General features: G+C 62.3%; 22 protein-coding genes. 9 read left to right on the plus strand and 13 right to left on the minus strand.

The window, feature by feature from the left end; genetic code table 11:
• The first annotated feature begins 204 nt into the window (after positions 1-204).
• Positions 205-2,289 carry a hydantoinase/oxoprolinase family protein gene (locus NKH78_RS05745; protein ID WP_352777723.1) on the plus strand — a complete coding sequence of 695 codons (2,085 nt, stop codon included), beginning with the start codon at positions 205-207 and terminating at the stop codon, positions 2,287-2,289.
• A gap of 1 nt (position 2,290) precedes the next feature.
• Complete coding sequence (locus NKH78_RS05750) at positions 2,291-4,033, plus strand: hydantoinase B/oxoprolinase family protein (protein WP_352736905.1); 1,743 nt, start codon at positions 2,291-2,293, stop codon at positions 4,031-4,033.
• Positions 4,034-4,070: 37 nt separating this feature from the next.
• Here NKH78_RS05750 and NKH78_RS05755 read toward each other — a convergent pair whose 3' ends face one another.
• From NKH78_RS05755 to NKH78_RS05770, 4 genes are all read right to left on the minus strand, one after another.
• Positions 4,071-4,727: a methionine ABC transporter permease gene (locus NKH78_RS05755; protein WP_352476918.1), complete on the minus strand. Its 657-nt coding sequence runs from the start codon at positions 4,725-4,727 to the stop codon at positions 4,071-4,073.
• On the minus strand, positions 4,708-5,805 hold the full coding sequence (locus tag NKH78_RS05760; protein ID WP_352820324.1) for a methionine ABC transporter ATP-binding protein: 1,098 nt from the start codon (positions 5,803-5,805) through the stop codon (positions 4,708-4,710). Before NKH78_RS05760 ends, NKH78_RS05755 begins: the two co-directional genes overlap by 20 nt.
• 100 nt (positions 5,806-5,905) lie before the next feature.
• On the minus strand, positions 5,906-6,754 hold the full coding sequence (locus tag NKH78_RS05765) for a MetQ/NlpA family lipoprotein (protein WP_352736901.1): 849 nt from the start codon (positions 6,752-6,754) through the stop codon (positions 5,906-5,908).
• Positions 6,755-7,062: 308 nt separating this feature from the next.
• Positions 7,063-7,362: a DUF1236 domain-containing protein gene (locus NKH78_RS05770; protein WP_254815751.1), complete on the minus strand. Its 300-nt coding sequence runs from the start codon at positions 7,360-7,362 to the stop codon at positions 7,063-7,065.
• Between the two features lie 202 nt (positions 7,363-7,564).
• Here NKH78_RS05770 and NKH78_RS05775 point away from each other — a divergent pair, with 202 nt between their 5' ends.
• Entirely contained in the window at positions 7,565-8,353 is a 789-nt protein-coding gene (locus NKH78_RS05775) for a DUF1236 domain-containing protein (protein ID WP_352686247.1), read from the plus strand.
• Between the two features lie 117 nt (positions 8,354-8,470).
• On the opposite strand, the gene NKH78_RS05780 is transcribed toward NKH78_RS05775, so the two are convergent.
• Both NKH78_RS05780 and NKH78_RS05785 read right to left on the minus strand, forming a co-directional pair.
• On the minus strand, positions 8,471-8,713 hold the full coding sequence (locus NKH78_RS05780; protein WP_254815753.1) for a polymerase: 243 nt from the start codon (positions 8,711-8,713) through the stop codon (positions 8,471-8,473).
• 233 nt (positions 8,714-8,946) lie between these two features.
• Positions 8,947-9,501, minus strand: coding sequence for a DUF4142 domain-containing protein (locus NKH78_RS05785; RefSeq protein ID WP_352507057.1), 555 nt, complete (start codon positions 9,499-9,501; stop codon positions 8,947-8,949).
• Positions 9,502-9,732: 231 nt separating this feature from the next.
• On the opposite strand from NKH78_RS05785, the gene NKH78_RS05790 reads away from it, so the two are divergent.
• Positions 9,733-9,969 (plus strand): hypothetical protein, encoded by a 237-nt coding sequence (locus tag NKH78_RS05790; RefSeq protein WP_352686251.1) that lies wholly within the window; start codon positions 9,733-9,735, stop codon positions 9,967-9,969.
• 74 nt (positions 9,970-10,043) lie between these two features.
• On the opposite strand, the gene NKH78_RS05795 is transcribed toward NKH78_RS05790, so the two are convergent.
• On the minus strand, positions 10,044-10,355 hold the full coding sequence (locus NKH78_RS05795) for a hypothetical protein (RefSeq protein ID WP_352507056.1): 312 nt from the start codon (positions 10,353-10,355) through the stop codon (positions 10,044-10,046).
• A 309-nt stretch (positions 10,356-10,664) separates the two neighbouring features.
• Between NKH78_RS05795 and NKH78_RS05800 the strand changes: the two genes are divergently transcribed.
• Positions 10,665-10,829 (plus strand): DUF3309 family protein, encoded by a 165-nt coding sequence (locus tag NKH78_RS05800; protein ID WP_023677107.1) that lies wholly within the window; start codon positions 10,665-10,667, stop codon positions 10,827-10,829.
• A gap of 291 nt (positions 10,830-11,120) precedes the next feature.
• Here NKH78_RS05800 and NKH78_RS05805 read toward each other — a convergent pair whose 3' ends face one another.
• Positions 11,121-11,318 (minus strand): hypothetical protein, encoded by a 198-nt coding sequence (locus NKH78_RS05805; RefSeq protein ID WP_254815757.1) that lies wholly within the window; start codon positions 11,316-11,318, stop codon positions 11,121-11,123.
• Between the two features lie 498 nt (positions 11,319-11,816).
• On the opposite strand from NKH78_RS05805, the gene NKH78_RS05810 reads away from it, so the two are divergent.
• Positions 11,817-12,566, plus strand: a complete 750-nt coding sequence (locus tag NKH78_RS05810) for a Crp/Fnr family transcriptional regulator (protein WP_502896173.1) — start codon at positions 11,817-11,819, stop codon at positions 12,564-12,566.
• A 166-nt stretch (positions 12,567-12,732) separates the two neighbouring features.
• Positions 12,733-13,260, plus strand: coding sequence for a YciE/YciF ferroxidase family protein (locus NKH78_RS05815; protein WP_254815759.1), 528 nt, complete (start codon positions 12,733-12,735; stop codon positions 13,258-13,260).
• 135 nt (positions 13,261-13,395) lie between these two features.
• Here the strand turns inward: NKH78_RS05815 and NKH78_RS05820 are convergent, their stop codons facing one another.
• Both NKH78_RS05820 and NKH78_RS05825 read right to left on the minus strand, forming a co-directional pair.
• Complete coding sequence (locus tag NKH78_RS05820) at positions 13,396-14,394, minus strand: ATP-dependent DNA ligase (protein WP_352507054.1); 999 nt, start codon at positions 14,392-14,394, stop codon at positions 13,396-13,398.
• A 30-nt stretch (positions 14,395-14,424) separates the two neighbouring features.
• A complete protein-coding gene (locus NKH78_RS05825; protein WP_352507053.1) occupies positions 14,425-14,592 on the minus strand; it encodes a hypothetical protein in 168 nt (55 codons plus the stop codon).
• 225 nt (positions 14,593-14,817) lie between these two features.
• Between NKH78_RS05825 and NKH78_RS05830 the strand changes: the two genes are divergently transcribed.
• Both NKH78_RS05830 and NKH78_RS05835 read left to right on the plus strand, forming a co-directional pair.
• Positions 14,818-15,522, plus strand: coding sequence for an MgtC/SapB family protein (locus NKH78_RS05830; protein ID WP_352476927.1), 705 nt, complete (start codon positions 14,818-14,820; stop codon positions 15,520-15,522).
• Between the two features lie 103 nt (positions 15,523-15,625).
• Entirely contained in the window at positions 15,626-16,888 is a 1,263-nt protein-coding gene (locus tag NKH78_RS05835) for a DUF763 domain-containing protein (RefSeq protein WP_352507052.1), read from the plus strand.
• A 10-nt stretch (positions 16,889-16,898) separates the two neighbouring features.
• Here the strand turns inward: NKH78_RS05835 and NKH78_RS05840 are convergent, their stop codons facing one another.
• The 3 genes from NKH78_RS05840 to NKH78_RS05850 all read right to left on the minus strand — a co-directional run bounded on the left by NKH78_RS05840 (position 16,899) and on the right by NKH78_RS05850 (position 19,342).
• A complete protein-coding gene (locus tag NKH78_RS05840) occupies positions 16,899-17,342 on the minus strand; it encodes a PPC domain-containing DNA-binding protein (RefSeq protein ID WP_352507051.1) in 444 nt (147 codons plus the stop codon).
• Between the two features lie 24 nt (positions 17,343-17,366).
• Entirely contained in the window at positions 17,367-17,519 is a 153-nt protein-coding gene (locus tag NKH78_RS05845; protein WP_254815765.1) for a peptide ABC transporter permease, read from the minus strand.
• Positions 17,520-17,626: 107 nt separating this feature from the next.
• The gene (locus NKH78_RS05850; RefSeq protein WP_352686262.1) at positions 17,627-19,342 is read right to left on the minus strand and encodes an HAD family hydrolase; all 1,716 of its coding nucleotides are present in this window, start codon (positions 19,340-19,342) and stop codon (positions 17,627-17,629) included.
• Between the last annotated feature and the right edge of the window lie 2 nt (positions 19,343-19,344).

Consider the following 19,344-nt stretch of genomic DNA (forward strand, 5'->3'; position numbering starts at 1 on the left):
TGGGCCGGCTCAGCGCCGGCGCCAAATCTCCACCTGCGCGCCCGAACCGGTCAGGTTCCAGCGTGCCGTTTGCACACTCCGAAGCGGTAAGCTCTTGTGTCCGGAATTTATTAGTATACAAACGATATTTGCGTCAAGACGCCGCCGTAAAACAGCTTTCCAAACTAAGGCATGTAGGCAGTTCGGGCATTTCGGGTTTCGACAATGGGACAGAATTTTTCGGCGCAAGCGCTGGATTCGACTGGCAGCGTCGTCGCCGGCATCGATGTCGGCGGAACTTTTACCGACCTCCTTCTGATCGACGGCCGTGACGGTGGCCGGGTGCACATCGCCAAGACCCCGACGACAGTCGACAACCAGGCGTTCGGCGTCGTTTCGGCACTTGGCGCCACCGGATTTCCGGTCGACGGCATCGACCTCATCGTGCACGGCACGACGACGACCACCAACGCGGTCCTGGAGCGCCGGCTGGCCAAAACCGGCATGATCACCACACGCGGCTTTCGCGACGTCATCGAGCTTGGCCGGCGGACACGGCCGCAGGCCTATGGCATGACGGGCACCTTCGTCCCGATCATTCCGCGTAATCTGCGGCTCGAACTGTCGGAGCGGGTCGAGGCCTCGGGCGCGGTGCGCATCCCGCTCGACGAGGCCGAGATGCGGACAGCGGTTTCACAACTGATCGCAGCCGGCTGCGAATCCCTGGTCATCCATTTCCTGCATTCCTACGCCAACCCGGCGCATGAGCGGCGCGCCGCCGAGATAGCGGCCGAGCTTTGGCCGAACGGCTACATCACGACAGGCCACGCCCTGCTTTCGGAAGCGCGCGAATTCGAGCGCGGCGTGACCGCTTCGGTCAACGCTTCGGTGCAACCGATCCTCGAACGCTATGTCGAGCGGCTGCGCAAGGAGCTGGCGTCAAAAGGCTACGCCCGCGACTTCCTGATTATGAACGGCAATGGCGGCATGATCTCGGCCCGCTTTGTCACACGTGAGTCGGCCAAGACCGTCATGTCCGGCCCCGCTTCCGGCGTCATTGCTGCCGCCTATACCGGCAAACGCGCCGGCTTCGAAAACCTGGTCACCTACGACATGGGCGGCACCTCGACCGACGTGGCGCTGATCCGCAACGCCGAGCCGGCGGTGTCGAACGAGATCGAAATCGAATATGCGATGCCGATCCACGTGCCGATGGTGGCGGTGCATACGGTCGGCGCCGGCGGCGGCTCGATCGCCCGCCTCGATGCGGCAGGCCTGATCCAGATTGGCCCGGAAAGCGCCGGCGCCAATCCCGGGCCAATCTGCTACGGACGCGGCGGCTTGGAGCCGACCATCACCGACGCCAATCTGGTGCTCGGCAGGCTAGCGCCGAAGAAGCTGCTCGCGGTGGAAAACCCGGTCACCGTCGAACGGGTCACCGGCATATTCGAGGACAGGATCGGCCGCGCCACAGGCTTGTCCGGCGTCGAGGCGGCGGGTGCGGTGCTGCGGCTCGGCAACGTGAAGATGGCCGGCGCCATCCGCATGGTCTCGGTGTCGCGCGGCCACGACCCGCGCGATTTCGCGCTGTTCGCCTTCGGCGGCGCCGGTCCGCTGCATGCGACGGCATTGGCGCGCGAACTAGGCTTGCCGAAAGTGCTGGTGCCGGCGCGGCCAGGCATCACCAATGCTCTCGGCTGCGTCGTCGCTGATCTGCGCCATGATTTCGTCAACACGGTCAACCAGCCGGTGGCCAGTCTCGATGAAAACCAACTCCGCGAGACATTGGAACGGCACCGAAACGAAGGCGAGGAGCTGATCGGCAAGGAAGCGGTGAAGCCGGAAGCAATCCGCGTCACGCATTCCGCCGACATGCAGTTCGTCGGCCAGACGCATATCATCAACGTGCCGCTGCCGTCGTCTGCGGTGACACGCCAGGTACTGCAGCAACTGTTCGAGAGTGCCTATTTCGCCCGCTTCAAGGTCGAGCTGCCGGAAATCCGCGCCAATCTGGTCAACCTCAACACGTCGGTTACCGGCGTGCGGCCGACGATCGATCTGTCCCGGCTGATCGACCCGGCCGGGCGCGCCAAAACGCTCGAAGAGGCGCGGCGCGAAATCCGGCCGGTCTGGTATGCCGGGCGCTGGTACGATACGCCGGTCTACAGCAGGGAAAAGCTGCCGCTCGACGCAGTCATCATGGGGCCGGCGATCCTCGAACAGATGGACGCTACTACCGTGCTCGAGCCCGGCGACCGGGCGCGCTCGGATGCCGACGGCAACATCATCATCGATATCGGTGAGGCCTGAGATGGCGCAGCTCGACACTATTACGCTTTCGGTCCTCCAGGCGGCCCTGCAGCAGGTCTGCGACGAAATGGACCTGACGTTTTCGCGCGCCGCGTTCTCGCCTGTTATCGCCGAGGCCAATGACCGTTCGGATGGCATCTATTCGGCGCTCGATGGTTCGCTGATCGCGCAAGGCAGCCAGGGTCTGCCGGTGTTCGTCGGCGTCATGCAGTATTCGACCAAAACGGTGATCGAGATGATCGCCGACGGACGCTGCCTGCCGCCCGAGCCAGGCGATATCTACATCGTCAACGATCCTTATCTCGGCGGCACCCATCTGATGGATGTGCGCTTCGCCATGCCGGTCTACCGGGACGGGAAGATCTTCTGCTGGCTGTCGAACACCGGCCATTGGCCCGACATTGGCGGTTCGGTGCCGGGCGGCTTCTCCGCTTCGGCAACGGCGGTCGAGCAGGAAGGCTTGCGGTTGCCGCCGGTGAAACTGTTCAAGAAGGGCGTGCTCGACCCGGAGATCTACGCCATCATCTGCTCCAACATCCGTGTTGCCGACCAGCGCATTGGCGATATCCGCGCGCAGGCGGCGGCACTGCTGATCGGCCAGGACAGGCTCAACGGAATCCTGGATCGTTACGGAGATGAAACGGTTGTCGAAGCGATCGCCGAATTGCGGCGCCGCGCCGCTGAACAGATGCGCGTCAACATATCGGCCATTCCCGACGGGATCTATCGTTCGCAGGCCTTCGTCGATTCAGACGGCGTGGTAAACGAGCCGCTGATCATCGCGCTGGCAGTCGAGAAAAAAGGCGACACGCTCAGCTTCGACTTCTCGGGCTCATCAAAACCCTGCGCCGGGCCGATGAACAGCGTTCTGGCGACGACCTTGTCCTCGGTCTATCTCGCCATGCGCCATATTTTCCCGGATGTGCCGATCAGCGCCGGCGCTTTCGAACCGCTAATCGTCAAGCGGCCGGAAGGCACCTTCCTCGACGCCAAATATCCGCGCCCTGTATCGGGCTGCGCAGCCGAGGTTTCGCAGCGCATCGCCGAGGCGGTGTTCGCGGCGATGGTGCAGGCTCTGCCGGACAGGGTGACGGCGGCTCCGGCCGGCTCCAGCGGCAATTTCGCACTCGGCGGCAACGACCCGGCGCGCGGCCGCGACTACGTCATGTACCAGATTTCCGGCGGCGGCTATGGCGGCAACGCCGATCACGACGGACTGACCAATGGCTGCTCGACCATAGGCATCTCCAAGTCGCCGCCGGTCGAAATCATGGAGCAGGCCTTTCCGGTGCTCTACCGCCACTATGCGCTGCGCGAAGGCTCCGGTGGCGCCGGCAAGCATCGCGGCGGTTTTGGGCTTGCCTATGAGGTGGAAATCCTGCGCGGCGATGCACGTGCCTCTTTCGTCATGGACCACGGCCGCTTCGGCCCGCAAGGCGCGCTCGGCGGCAAGGGCGGCGCGGTCAACACGGTGACCGTGTTCCACGACGGCAAGGAACATGTGCCGCCGCACCTGTCCAAGGAGCAGGACATCGCGTTGAAAGCCGGCGACCGCGTGCGCGTCGGCACGCCGGGCGGCGGCGGCTATGGTGATCCCTTGCAGCGGGACGCCGATCTGGTGGCGAGGGATGTCGCGCTGGGCTATTACACGCCCGCAGAAGCCGCCGAAAAGTTCGGGGTCGCTCTCTCGGCGGATGGATTGGGGATCGACCGGGCGGCCACGGAAAAGAGGCGCGCCGGATGACGGCGCGGCCTCGGATTCCCTCATTTGCGGCCAACAATCAGTTGCGGTGATCCAGCCTCGCGACCAGCCGGTCGCCGGCCCACTGGATGCCGCAGACCAGGACGATCAGGACGATGACCACGGCGATCATGACTGACGTTTCGAAGCGCTGGTAGCCGTAGCGGATGGCGAGGTCGCCGAGACCGCCGGCGCCGATGGCGCCGGCCATCGCCGAGGCGCCGATCAGCGTCACCAGCGTCACCGTGAAGCCGGCGACGATGCCGGGCAGCGCTTCCGGCACCAGCACCTCGCGAATGATCGTCCAGCGGTTGCCGCCCATGGCGCGCGCCGCTTCGATCAGCCCGTGGTCGACCTCACGCAGCGACACTTCGGCGATCCGGGCATAGTAGGGCGTCGCCGCGATCGACAGCGGAACGATCGCTGCCCAGGTGCCGATCGAGGTGCCGACGATCAGCCGCGTCACCGGGATCAGCGCAACCAGCAGGATGATGAAAGGCACAGAGCGGAAGCCGTTGATGACAGCGCCAAGCGCGCGGTTCACCCACAGGTTTTCGGCGATGCCGCCGCGGTCGGTGGCGACCAGCGCCAGGCCAAGCGGCAGCCCGAAAACCAGCGAGATGAGGCCGGAGGCGGCCGTCATCAGGATCGTTTCCCAGATCGAACGGACGAGAAGCTCAAACAGAACCGGCGACATGGCCAAGCACCTCCACCCGCGCTTGGCGGGCTTTCAAGAACGCGATCACCTCTGCCAGGTGAGCTTCATTGCTGCCGGCGACCGCAACGAACAGTGTCCCGACAGGCTGCTGCTGGACGTGATCGATGCCGCCATGCACGAGGCGGAACGAGCCGGGAACTGCCGAGGCAAGATCGGACAAAAGCGGGCTTCGCGCGGCCTCACCGGCCACGTCGATCCTGAGGATCGCCTCCACACCGGCGTTCTGCGTTAGCCGGCTTGCGATCTCCGCCGGCAATTGCGGCCGGATGCCGCCGAGCAGGCTCTGCGTGATCGCCGACTTGGGGTCCGCAAAAATCGACCAGACCGGGCCTTGCTCGACGATCCGCCCAGCGTCGATCACCGCGACACGATCGGCGATCGAACGGATCACCTCCATCTCGTGCGTGATCAGCAGGATGGTCAGGCCGAGCTGCCGGTTGATGTCTCTGAGCAAGGCAAGGATGGAGCGCGTCGTCTCCGGGTCCAACGCCGAGGTCGCTTCGTCCGACAGCAGCAGCACCGGGCGCGCCGCAAGCGCCCGGGCAATGCCGACGCGCTGCTTCTGCCCGCCCGACAGAGACGCCGGATAGGCTTTCGCCTTCTCCGACAGGCCGACAAGCTCGAGCAGCTCGGCGGCGCGCGCCAGGCGTTCGGCCCTGGGCCGGCCTTCGATCTTGAGCGGCAGCGCTACATTGTCTTCGACCGTCTTGGCGGACAGCAGGTTGAAATGCTGGAAGATCATGCCGATGCGCCGGCGCAGCGGCTGCAATTCGCGCTCGCCGAGCCGGCTGATGTCGCGGCCTTCGATGAAGACCTGTCCTGAATCCGGCCGCTCCAGGCCGTTCAGGCAGCGTATCAGCGTCGACTTACCGGCGCCGCTACGGCCAATGATGCCGAGGATCTCGCCCTGGCGCACGCTGAGCGACACGCCGTCCAGCGCCGCTGTCGCGCCGAAACGGCGCTTCAGCTCGATGAGGCGCACGACGTCGTTCGGTCCCGCGGAGCGGCCGCCGACGGGATGCGTGACTTCGGTGACCGAGGCGAAATGCTGGTTCATAAAAGTTCCTGTATTGGTGTCCCGCAAACGCGATCGCGGTCCGCGTTGAAGCGCGGACCGCTTTATCATGCCGGGCTTCAGCGCCCAGTCGAGCTCGGCATCAATAGGCGCTGATGCCGGTTCCCTTGTAGACCCGGTCGAATTCGGCCTTCACCTTTTCGTTCTGATAGGAGGCGACCAATGTCTTTACCCAGGGCTGGTTTTCATTGCCGGCCTTGACCGCGATGAAATTGCGATAGGGATTGTCGGCCACCGCCTCCTGGGCGATGCGGTTCTCCGGTGTGAGGCCGCTTTTAAGCGCCCAATCCGTGTTGACTACGGCCCCGTCGAGGTCTTCCACCGAGCGCCCGACGATGCCTGCGTCCAGCTCCTTGATGACCAAGTGCTTCGGGTTTTCGGCGATGTCGGCGGTCGTCGCCAGAATGCCGGTGCCCTCCCTGAGCTTGATCAGATGTTCGCTCTGCAGGACGCGCAGTGCGCGGCCCTCATTGGACGGGTCGTTCGGCACGCCAATGACCGCGCCTTCGGGCAGGTCGGCAATATTCGCGTACTTCTTGGAATAAAGGCCGATCGGCCAGACCCCGGTATAGCCGACCGGGACGATGTGATAGCCCTGCGTCTTGATCTGGTTGTCGAGATAGGGCTTGTGCTGGAAGGCGTTGGCGTCGATTTCGCCACGCTCGAGCGCTTCATTCGGCTGGGTATAGTCGTTGAACACCACGGTCTCGATCGTCAGGCCCCTCTCCGCCGCCTGGGCGGTGACGACGCGCCAGACGTCCTCGTCCTCGCCGCTCATGATGCCGACCTTGACCGCCGTCTTGTCCTCGGCGAACGACGGCGCAGCAAGGCTGACAATCGCAACCGCTGATGCAAGAAGTACAGCGAAGCCGGCGCGCCGGCTTATAGTTGCCGAGAAGAATTGAAGCAAAGTGTTGGTGTTCCCAGGCATGGTCAATCTCATCGGTTTTGCAATCGTTGCGGCCAGGCGGAATGCGAAGCCTTGCGGGCATCATCGGAAATGCTGATCGCCAGATCAAAGAACAGTATTTCACACCAGATGAGGAGCCGGGAATATTCTCTCAAAGTTTCTGGCCTGGCGAGCACAGGACCCTGCCGCCTGGCGTGGTGACTCGCTATGTGGCCCGCCGTGCGTCGGAACGGCGGGCCTTTCTGCGTCGGAATGCCCAACAAGGGCAGCAGTCTGGGATGTCGACAATGCTGGACGCGCCGCATGTCCCTTCAAAGCGACGCGCTTGTTCACTCGATGACCTTCACGATCCTGCGCGTGCCAGGATCGACCAGGACGGTCCGATTGTCGACGACGACGTAGCGGTATTTGACGCTGGGAACTTCATGAAGCTCGACGGTATCGGGCAGTGTCGAGCCGACATTGAGCTCCACGCCGGGAAGCTGGACGGACGCCAGAGGCTGCTTTTTCACATACTCGCGTACGATCGTCTCCTGCTGCGGTTCGATGACCACGTCCTGGGCCGCAGCGGCGCCAACACCCGCAAGCAGCAAGAACCCAGCCGCAGCCGCGGAAAGATGCATTCTCATGATCGTCTCCTTTCGTCGTGAGCCACCTCTGCGCTGCGCCGCGTCATGCCGTTCGCAGCGGGGTCGCTAGGTCGGTAACGTCACCGGGCAAAGCTTGTTCCGCCGCTCGGATCGCTTGCCGTTTCGCTCGGTTAATTTGGAACAAAGTTTTTTAGCCGCAGTTTTACGCGGTGAAGGGACGCATTTTCCAAGGAGATCTCTCATGAAAGGCGTTCTGATTACCAGCATGCTAGCAATCAGCGTCAGCTGCGGAGCGGCACTTGCCCAGACGCAGCAGTCGACCGACGACCAGTCCGGCGCCAATTGCGCAGCCGGCACTGCCAACTGTCCAAATGGCGCAAAGATGGGCGAGCAGGCCCAGGGCAAGGCCGGCGCTACGACTGAACAACAGGCGCAGGGCAACAAAAAGCTGAAGACCGACGAGCAAGCCCAGGGCAAGGCTGGCGCTACGACTGACCAGCAGGCTCAGGGCAAGCCGAAAATGAAGACCGACGAGCAAGCTCAGGGCAACGCTGGCGCCACGACTGACCAGCAGGCCACGGGCAACACCAAAATGAAAACCGACGAGCAGGCCCAGGGCAAAACCGGAACCACCACTACCGAGCAGGCCCAAGGCAACACGAAAATGAAGACCGAGGAGCAGGCTCAGAGCAAGACTGGGACCACGACCAGCGAGCAGACTCAGGGCAACGCCTCTACGCAGACGCAGGACCAGAGTTCGACCGCTTCCATCAGCAATGTGACCGTTGAACAGAAGACAGAAATTACCCAGGTCATCAAGGAAACGAATGTCCAACCGGTTTCCAATGTCGATTTCGACATCTCTGTCGGCGTCGAGGTTCCGCGAAAGAAGGTCCGGCTGCATCGTCTGCCGGCGCGCATCGTCAAGATCGTTCCGGCTTACGAATCCTATGAATATTTCGTGCTGGCCGATGGCCGGATCGTCATCGTCGATCCGAATACCTACAAGATCGTGCTTATCCTGACCTAGTTGTAGCCGGACGGTTTGCAAGACCGTTTGATTGCACCGGTAAGCCCGCGGCGCGACTTGCGCGGCGGGCCTTACCGCATCCCGCTCCACAGCGTTGCAGCGTCTGCAAATCGCAGATCACGGTCCGTCCTCGGGGCGAGGAGCCAGCATGGTCTGATCGATGGTGTCGGGCAGGCATGGACTTGGAGCGCACCTTGTTCGGAATGACGCGGTGGCCATGGCATCAATATTCGGGACCAGCACCATTCTCGCGTAGTGCCGCGGCCACAGCGGTTCTCCAAACAAGATGAAGATGCCGCCAACCATCAGCGCCAGCAACAAGAGCGCCGTTGCGTTTGCAAATATCTCGCCGTAGCGCATGGTAACCTGTCCCGGCCGGAAATCGATTCAGCCTGTGACAGCGGCAATCGGAACGGCGCCGAAACCCAGCTCTACTGCCCTCGGCGCCTCGCGAATGCCGCCTCCCATTGGATCCTCCCGGGAATAGGCCAAGTGAATAACGGCACTCTCGGTACTTTGTTCCCGGGGCCGACGACAGCCGCTCCCTTCAAGCCCGGCGTCTCCGTTGGCGAAACCGCTGGCGGTCGTCGCCCTCATTGATGCGCGGCAGCGAGATCCTTCACGTGACGTTCGTGCATTTGCAGCACCGGAAGCGTCTTTTTGGCAAATTCCTTCATCGCCGGATCGTCGCCGGAATTTGCGTAAGCGGAAAACAGCGCCACCGCTTCCTTATGCGCCTGGGTCTGCATGTCGATGTATTTCGATTGGAAGCTGTCCCCGCTGGCCTCCTTGAGTTGGTCGAGCAGCGCCTGGTGCTTGGTGTCCAGCGGCGGGCCGGCTGGCGCGGTGGCCGAAGTCGTCTGACCCTTGCTGAGCGCCGCCTTGAACTCCTCGTCGGCCTTGGTGTGGTCCGTGACCATTTGCGCCGCGAAGGCTTTTACGTCGTCGGCCTTCGCCTGCGTCTGCGCAAGTCGGCTCGATTCGATTTCGAATGTATTGGCGATGGGCACCGTCTTGACGAACGTCGCAGTGTCAACCTTGCTCATGGTGTCGGTCGTTAGAGGCGTCAGCGTCGCCGATTGGGCAAAAGCAACCAAAGGCGCGCCGGCCATCATCGCTGCCGCAGTGATGGATAGAAGTGTTTTCATGGGAGCTCTCCGAGGCTGATGTCATCCCTCGATGGCTCAACGCGGAAGCTGCAGCGAGGTTGCCTGGTCGTGGCGCCAGAGCCGCCGCGACGCCAGACAATAGTTTGGAAACGCAAAACAAAGGACGCCGGCTGCGTCCCGCAAATTGCAACGCACGCGGCGAGATCGTACGCAATCGTACAAGCTCTTTCGCTTTGCCGCGGTCTTGCTATCGTTGGCCGGGAGAGATGGGTGGAGGCTTCCGTGGGGCAGATCAAGTCGCCGCTTGGTATGGATACCGACAAAGCCATTCATACCGTCATGGCCGACTACCATTCCGGCGATATTCTCTCGACCACCGTCGTCATAGCCGATTTGCGCAGACGCTTTCCCTGGTTCCGGCAAACCGACGAGGAGCTGGTTGGCTTCATCGTTCGCGCGTTGGACGGTCGGGAGATCGCGGTCAGTTTTGACCACCGCGGCCGTTAGGCGCTAATTTGCGGCAAAAACCAACAGGCCGCGGAGCCTATGCTCCGCGGCCTGGTGCTGTGATCACCGGGCGCTTACTTGCCGCAGTGGTTGTCGTTCAGCGTCGGAGCCATCGTGCCAGGAGCCTTGCCGGTCGCATCGGGCAGAGCCCCCTGCGGGCCTGGCGGGCAATTCCGGTCGGCATTCGAATTCGTCGTTGAGAAATCGCGAATGCTGTTGGTGATGGTCGAATCCGTGCCGCTGTCAGGGCCGCCATTATCCGGGACCACGATCGTCCGCCCGCTGCCGTCGGTAGCGTCTCCGGAGGGATCGCCGACGTTCTGGGCCATCGCTGACGTGGCCAGACCGATCGTAAGCGCGGAAGCTGCGAGAATTTTCGTGAACATGATGCTTCTCCTTTTTACGAGGGTCGTCGCGTTGCGACTAAGAAAACAACCGTTCGGGCGGGCGAAGGTTCCGACAAATTCCCCATGAATTTCAGCATGTTCTCAGGTGTTCAAGGCGGCCGCCATGCCATTCTCTGCAGGCATGCATCTGTGGACTTTTCTGACGGCACGGCCCGGCATTTTGCTTGCCGCATGAGTGTACGCCTTACCGTCCCGCCGGAACAGGAATGCTCCTTGCGAGTTCATACCTTTGTACAATGCGACGCGCTGATGCGAATGGCGGCAGCGCAAACAAGGAGAGCAGACATCATGGGCCTTGGAACCATTCTCATCATCATCTTGGTCCTTGCCTTGCTTGGCGGCTTCAGCGGCTTGGGCGGCGGACCGTTCTATGGCACCGGCTATTACGGTGGTGGCGGCCTCGGCCTGGTGCTGCTTATCGTCATTATCCTGGTCCTGCTTGGGCGCATTTGAGGCATGTCGCGCAAAAGCATGCCCCCGGGCTTGACCCGAGGGTGTGCAGCGGTTTTGTGATAACGACATGCATAAAACAGGAACCTAAAGTGCATCGCATGAGGCCGGTCAAGCGCGACACGCGTTAGTGTCACGCTCGCGACAAAAACGCCTGCCGCCTGGTAATAAGCGCCGGGCGTTTTGTCGTGAAAAGACAAGATTCCAAGTATCCTTGGCAAACCGGGGCCCTGGCCAGAAAGGGCGACTCGGTGCCGAACCTTTCGGCGCCGAGGACGCCACCATAGCAGCAGCTTAGTGTTGGCGATCGGCGGCCAGCGCTTCTTTCAGATCGGCGCTGAGCACACCCTCGTTGAACAGCGACATGATACGGGCTGCCAACCGCTCGCGGACAGGACTGTCGTCCGCAACACCCAACTCGCGGCAGCAGTCGTCGAGCGCTTTTCTCAGCACGCTCAGTTCGGCTGGAGTTGCTGCACCTTGCATCGACATGCCATCCTCCCTTGAAAAGGGCGAAAGCGCGAAGCGTCTTTCTAGCGTCCACTCGCCATGCCTGTGTGGACGACTCCAATTCAATTAGCGCCGCTCTCGTCCAAACTCAATGTACAGAAATTACCAAGCAGACAGTTTGGGAACGACTGTCTCGCACCTGCATTGTTGCTGCGATCCAACCCACCCTCATTTGGATCACTGGGCGTAGCCCACGACGCCCGAATGGAGCCCGTTGCATCCCTCGCGACGGGCTCTTTTGCGCCCGGCGATCTCAATTGTCGTTTTCGTACCAAACCGTCTTTGGTACGTTTCCGACTCTAACTTTCAGTCGGATGTTTTCGTAGGCAAGCGGCAGGAGAACTGCCGTGCATCGATTCATTTTTTTATTTAGTAGGCTCCATACCTTTCAGTGCTTATATAAGCGCTATCGTTCGCAGGTTATACCGGGCGCGGACGGCTGGGAGATAAAAAAGCTCTTGCCCTGTTTTGGGCCCAGCTATGTCTGATCCAGCAACTTCCAATAAGAATCCATATTCCAATAGAAATCCATACAAAAACAAGCTGTTGCGCCGAATGAGCGCCGGCGATTTCGCATCTCTCGAGCCGCACATCGAGCGCTGTTCGCTGGAGTTACGGCAATCGCTCGAAGTGTCCGGATCGCCGATCGAGGCCATCTATTTCCTCGAGGAGGGTATCGGTTCCGTGGTTGCGAAAATGCCGAACGGCAGCGATGCGGAAGTTGGCCTTGTCGGCTTGGAAGGTATGACCGGCTCGGCCCTGATAATGGGCGACGACCGTACGGTCCATGATTGCTATGTGCAGCTGGCGGGAGAAGCCGCCAAGATCGACGCCGAGCCGTTCAAAGCGGCGCTGACACAAAGCCCGACGCTGCGGCTGTTCTTGCTGCGCTACGTGCAATATCTGCATGTACAGACTGGCTTTACCGCGCTGGTCAACGCGCGATCGAAACTTGAAGACCGGCTGGCGCGCTGGCTGCTCATGTGTGACGATCGGGTGGACGGCGGCCGGCTGACGATCACTCACGAATTCCTGTCGATCATGCTTGGCGTAAGGCGCCCGGGTGTCACGGTCGCGCTGCAGCTGCTTGAGGGGCGAGGGCTCATCCGGTCCCGCCGCGGCGAAATTATCATCCGCGACCGCGATGGTCTCGTCGCACTGGCAGATGGCGGCTACGGCTTGGCCGAGGCCGAATACACCCGCCTGTTCGAGCATATCGGCGAGCGCTGACGGCGCTTTCCTGGCCGATTGCTGCCGCAGGTCGAGCCCTTGCGACACCACACGCGGGTCGGAAAAATTTTCAAAGCTCCCGTCGCTTCAGGGAACTTGTTTCCGGTCGGAGGGTTATCGGACGCCTCCACTTTGCGAGGCGGCACCAACCATTCGGGAGAGGATCATGGCGACCACGAAAAAGGCCGCGAAGGCGGCAAGCAAGGGCCTTGAGGATCTGTTCCTCGACGGGCTCAAAGACCTCTACTACGCCGAGAAGAAGATACTGAAAGCGCTGCCCAAAATGGCCAAGGGCGCGGAGTCGGAAGAAGTGACCGCCGCTTTCGAGAAACACCGCATGGAAACCGAAGGACATGTCGACCGCCTCGAGGAGGTGTTCGAGAAATTCGGCAAGCCGGCCCGCGGCAAAACCTGTCCGGCGATTGACGGCATCATCGAAGAGGGCTCGGAAATGCTCGAGGAGTATAATGGTGCTCCCGCGCTCGACGCCGGGCTTGTCGGTGCGGCGCAAGCTGTCGAACATTACGAGATCGCTCGCTACGGCACTTTGATCGCGTGGGCGGAAGAACTTGGCAAGAGCGACGTTGTCGAGCTGCTCAGGGCAACTCTCAAGGAAGAGGTCGCGACCGACGAAGCGCTTTCCAAGCTCGGCGAAAGCGGTGTCAACGAACGCGCAATGCAAGAAGCCGCTTGATTTCAAAACCGCAACCGAGCCTCGGAAATGTTGCCAAGGCTCGGTTGGCCGCGGCGAACCGGTGAATTTTGCATTGGTCCGTCATGAACGATAGAGCGGGCAGCTAGAGCCTTGAAGCGGTGCCTCGGAGCGGACTTACTCGATCTGCTCGAACGTGCATTGCCGGGGCTCCTTGTCCGGCCGCCAGCGCAACAGCTTTGTCCCGTGCCGGAACCGGTCCCCTGTCACATGGTCGAACCGAACCTCGACCACCAGTTCAGGCTTTATCGGTTCCCATTGTCCGCTCCGCTCCGTGCTCCAGCGGCTTGGTCCGCCCGGCGCCTTGCCGGTGAAACCCGGTTTGGCCCGCAGTTTTTCCAGCCGTCTGGTCAATGCTGCCCTGTCGTCCTTGCCGATGGTCGAGGTGAACCCGACATGGTCCAGCCTGCCTTCGTTATTGTAGAGGCCAAGCAGCAGGGATCCGACTTCGTTGCTGCCGGCGAGATAGCGAAAGCCGCCGACCACGCAATCCGCAGTGCGCAGTCGCTTGACCTTGACCATGGCGCGCTCGCCGGGCCGGTATGGCCCGGCTATCAGTTTTGTAACAACACCGTCGGTGGAGCCGTGGCCGGCGCCCTGCAGCCAGCGCTCGGCGGTGGCGGCGTCGTGCGTATATTTGGACAGGTGCAGTTCGGGCCGTGCCGCCGTCGCGACAAAGGCCTCAATCGCCTGCCTCCTGGTGGTGAGAGGCTCTTCGATGATGATCCTGCCGCCGGGTTCGGCCAGCATATCGAACAGGACCAGCCTGGCGGGCGTCTCAAGGCTCAACTTGCGGATCCTGCTTTCGGCGGGATGAAGGCGCATTTGCAGGGCCTCGAACGAGGACGATCCGTCGACCTCGATGACGATCTCGCCGTCGGCAACAAACCGTCGCGAGCGCACATCGCGCAGCACCCCGACGAGCTCGGGAAAATAGCGGCCGAGCGGCTTGCCCGATTTTGCACGCAGATCGACGGCATCGTCGCCCTTGAACACGAGGCAGCGAAACCCGTCCCATTTCGGCTCGTATTGCCAAAGCCCGTCGTCGCCAGGAATTGCATCGGCGGCTTTGGCTTCCATCGGACGAAGGTCGAGCGGCAACGGAAATGCGGTCATGGCTGGCCCGCGCCGCCGCTACGGCATTCGCTACCGCCGTCGGCCATTCCTCTGTGCCCCGCTTTGCTGCCTCGGCGCCTTGCGGCCGGCTTGGTCGGCTGAAGGCGACAGCGGATCGACCTCGCCAGACCCACCGATCTCCTTGGTGATGCGATAGGCCAGATAAGCGACGGCTCCAGCAAGCAGCAAGCGGACCATGACTGCAAATCCTTCGTTGGCGTGAACCCACCAACCCGCAGGCCGAAGGTTTTGTTCCGCCGCTGCCCATCGCCGGGTGAATCGTCGGCGGCGCAACCAAAATCCAGGCGCATCGTTTGTTGCTTATCGACAAAAAGAATTTGCGATGAAGACGCTCTTGCCCTTGTTCGCTTTGACCATGGCGCTATTCCTGGCCAGCAGCGCCTGGCCCGACGGGTGACCGCGATGCTCCTCGTTGTTCCGGTTTGGCAGGACATCGCGGCACGACTGCTTCTGACCGCACTCGCCGGCCTGTTGATAGGCCTCAACCGGGAGGCGCGCGGGCACGCGGCGGGGCTACGCACCACCGTGCTGGTAGGGTTGGCGGCTGCCATCGCAATGGTCCAGGCCAGCATTCTGCTGGGAACCGTTGGCAAGCACCCGGATTCGTTTGCATCGATGGACGTCTTGCGCTTTCCGCTGGGCGTGCTGACCGGGGTCGGCTTTATCGGCGGTGGCGCCATTCTTCGCCGTGGCAGTCTTGTCAGCGGCGTCACCACGGCGGCCACATTGTGGGTGATGACGGCGATCGGATTGGCTTTCGGTGGTGGCCAATACGGCTTGGGCGCGGCCGGCACGGCACTGACGCTGGCCACCTTGCTCGTCCTGAAATGGGTGGATCTTCGAATTTCGCGCGAACACCACGCCCAGTTGGCAGTGACCTGGAAGGCCGCAGCCCGACAGGAACTCGATACGATGATCGGGCCGCTTGGTTACCGGGCACGCCTCGTCGCGATAGAGAGGCGCCCGGATATCAAAGACCCTGTTTTCTCGTTCGAGATCAGTTGGAGGCGGCCGGACACTGGCGCACCGCCAATAGATCTGCTGGAATCGGTGGGCGAGCATTGCGAGATCCAGAAGTTTGATCTCCTCAGCGAACCTGCCCGGTAGCTGGCGGCTTGCAACGATCGCGGCCTGAATCAGGCCATAGCTTCTCCACACCCCTTTCGATACCTATCTGTCGAGGCAGGACTCAAGGAGCAAGCAAAAGACCGTGGCACAGCGATCGGGAAGTGCTGATCTCCCACTTCACGGCGGGCGCGTACCGAAATGGCTTGGCGACCGCATGACGCGGCTTGGCGCGGTCATGTGCGAGGCGATCATCCACCATTACGGCCGCGATGAATTGCTGCGCCGGCTGGCGCATCCGTTCTGGTTCCAGTCTTTTGGCGCCGTGATGGGGATGGACTGGCATTCCTCCGGCATCACCACCAGCGTCGTCGGAGCGTTGAAGCGCGGTCTGTCGCCGCTTTCCGGCGAACTCGGCATCCACGTTTGCGGCGGCCGCGGCGCGCATTCGCGCAAGACCCCGCATGAGCTCGCCCTGATCGGCGAGCGTGTCGGTCTCGACGGGCAAGGCCTCGCGACTGCCAGCCGGCTTGTCGCCAAGGTGGACAGCGCCGCGGTCCAGGACGGTTTCGATCTCTATCTGCACGGCTTTATCGTCACCGACGACGGCAAGTGGGTGGTGGTGCAGCAAGGCATGAACGGCGACAGCAAGGTGGCGCGCCGCTATCACTGGCTGTCCGAGGGCCTGAAGAGCTTTGTCGACCAGCCGCATGCTGCCATCGAGGGCGCCAATCAGGGCGAGATCGTCAACCTGACCGACCGCCGCGCCGAAGCGTCGCGCCAGGGACAACTGGACCTTCTGCACGACCTTGGACCGGATCGCATCGTGAGGGAACTTGCCGCTTTGGAGCGGGGTTCGGCGCCAGCGCCGGACCCGGCACAAAAGCTGCTGCCGCATCTGGTCATGCCGGCGCACCACGATGTGCGCGAAAGTGATGTCGTCATGCGCCGCCTGCACGGCAATATCGCCGCGGCGGCTGAGCGCGGTCCGACGGATTTCGCCGAGCTTCTCCTCGTGCCCAATGTCGGCGCGCGCACGGTGCGGGCGCTGGCGTTGGTCGCCGAAGTCGTGCATGGCGCGCCGTGCCGTTTTTCCGATCCAGGACGCTTCTCGCTGGCGCATGGCGGCAAGGACAGGCACCCGTTCCCTGTGCCGCTGAAAGTCTATGACGAGACGATCGGCGTGCTGAAGTCGGCTGTCCACAAGGCCAGGCTCGGCCGTGACGAAGAGATCGGCGCCTTGCGGCGGCTGGACGACCAGTCGCGGCAGGTCGAGCGCTATGTCACCGGCCCAAGCCTGAAGGAAATCGTCGCCGGGGAGTTCGAGCAATCGCATCTGCTCGGCGGCCGCAGCGCCTTCGGTTGGGAGGGTGTACCCGAAACGGCCGCAGTCAAATCAACGAAGTGATCGGCTCGGATCAAGGCTCCAGGTCGATCAGGGCGACGCCGAGTTCGGGATGATGCCTGCGGCGCAGATGGCCAGGCGTCTCCACCAATGTGACCTCGAGCGTCGGCCGCACGATTCCGTCCAGCAGATGACCACCCCTCGTGGTGCCGTCACTCAATCCAAGGACTGCGTGGACGTGCAGGCTGGGCCTGCCGTCGTCGCCGATGGCAACATCGCCGATCGCGCTCAGCACTTCACACTGTTCTCGAACGGGGATCTTCCGGTAGGTTCTTTCTCCAGGGTCGAACCAGCCGACGGTTGCCCTTTCGAAAGCGCCGAGCGCAGTCAGCGACGCGCCGCCGACGCCACGCTCGACCGCAAACGACGTCAGCTGCGCAAACGCCTCTTCGCCGGGATCAAGCACAACCACAAACGTTCTCTGCCCGGCGCTTTCGGCAACAAGTTGTGATTTCATGATTTCGCTCCAGCCGTCAGGAATTCAAACCCACCACACCAGCAATGCCAGAAAGACGAGACCCACCAGGCCGGCGATGAAAATGATCCGGCGCGCCCGCGTCCGCAGGATGATCTCGCCCTGCCGCGCCTGCTCCGCCGAAAAGACAGGACCATTCTTGTCCGGGTCGCTGCTCATCCATCGTCTCTTTCCGGGGCAATTATTCGGCATTGATTGGATCTGGCGCCCGATAGAACACAATTTCGTTTGGCGGATGAGGTTCCACGGCTGGGCGCCGTTTGCATCTATTCCTTTGGCGCGGTGGCGGGCGCGGTATAGCGGCGGCGCACTGCGTCCAGGATGTGGTTGCGGCTCTCCTGCGCCGAAAGTGTGCCGTCTTTCTCCGCCTCCGCGGTCTCGCGCGCCAGTTCCTTGTCCCTGATCTGGTGGCGAAACCATTCGGAATAGTCGCCGGCGCGCAGATGATGTTCCCAGGTCCTGTCGTCGATGCCCTCGGCGATCTGGGCGAAAATCATCAGATTATGGGCGCGGAGATTCATTGCATTGTCGGGACCGCGGAAATAGAAGCTGCCCTTCTCGTCGAGCTGGCCCTCGGCATATTTGCGGCTGTGGCGCTTGAGCGACTGCCGCGGCTCGATTGGCTCGACCATGGCGGGTTTCTTGTGCGCCTGCGGCCGCCAGAACAGCACGCGCTGGTCTTTTGGAGAGCTCAGATCCTTGTCCTTTGGCGGTTCGGTGCCGGTCTCGCGGCAGAACGTCTTGATGACCTTTTTCGCCTTGGGGCCGAGTGCGATGACGGCGGTGACCAGCCGCAATGCCTCGGTTGAGATCGCGTCCGGATGAACCGTGATCAGGATCGTGCCCGGCAATTCCATCGCCAGCACCATTGGAGTATCGTCGCGCCGCTTCGGCAGGAGGTGATGCGCCTCGTCGATGATCAGCCAGTGCGGTCGTGCCGTACGGAAACGAAGACTGCCGAGGCCCGGCAGCAGGTCGGCAAAGAAGTCCGGCCGCTCGTTGACGCGCAGCGCCAGGCCATTCACGACAAGATTGTTGTCAGGCTTCTCCAGGAGATCGAGCAATTGCGTTTTCGTCGGCGCGTTCGAGCCGTCGCCCAGCCGGACTGCGCCTTCGAGGCCATCGTAGTCGCCTTCCGGATCGAAGATGCAGAACTGGAACTTTCTCTCGACGAAGCGCTCCGTCAGTGCGGTCGCCAGGGTCGATTTGCCGATGCCGGAGCTCCCGGCGATCAGCACCGTATCGGTTGGCGACAGATACACCTCCTTGCCGTCCTCCGAGCCAAGCACAATGCCGTCGCGGCTCGGCACAAGCTCGCGATCGCGCTCCACCACCTTGGCGATCAGTTCCTCGACGCCCTTTCCGCGCGCGCCGCGTGTCACGAGATCCGCCGTTTCCTTGACTGCCGGCAGTGCGTTGTCGACGGCGACGCTGAAGCCGCAGGCGCGCAGGAAGGCGTGGTCGTTTTCGGCGTCGCCGACGCCGACGACGTTGTGCGGCGACAATCTGAGGTCCTGAAGCGCGGCTGTCAGGCCGGTCGCCTTGTTGATGCCGCTGGGCAGGATCATCACCGCGCCCTTGTTGAAGATGATTTCCAGCTCCAGCCCCAATTTCTTGATGACCTCGAGCGCGGTAGCCTGATGCGGTTCCCAGGTTGCGACGATCGAGCGTCCGACCGAAAGCGGTTTGACACCGCGTTTCCTGAGTTTGGCGATGAGCTCGGGGGCGGGCGGCGGAGATATCGTCCGCTCCTCCTCGCTGGCCGGCGTGTAGATCAACGCGCCGTTTTCGGCGACGACCTTGTCGAAGATCGCGACTTCGGGAAAGACGCGTTTGAGGTCGGGCAGCTCGCGCCCGGTGACGAGAATGAGTTTGCGGCCGCTCTTCTTGAAGCGTTCAAGCGCCGCAAGCGTCTTCTCGGCAACGATCCCCTCATGCGCCAGCGTGCCGTCATAGTCAGTGGCCAGGGCAATGAAATACATGC

This window comes from Mesorhizobium sp. M0910 (assembly GCF_040319465.1).
GTDB lineage: Bacteria > Pseudomonadota > Alphaproteobacteria > Rhizobiales > Rhizobiaceae > Mesorhizobium.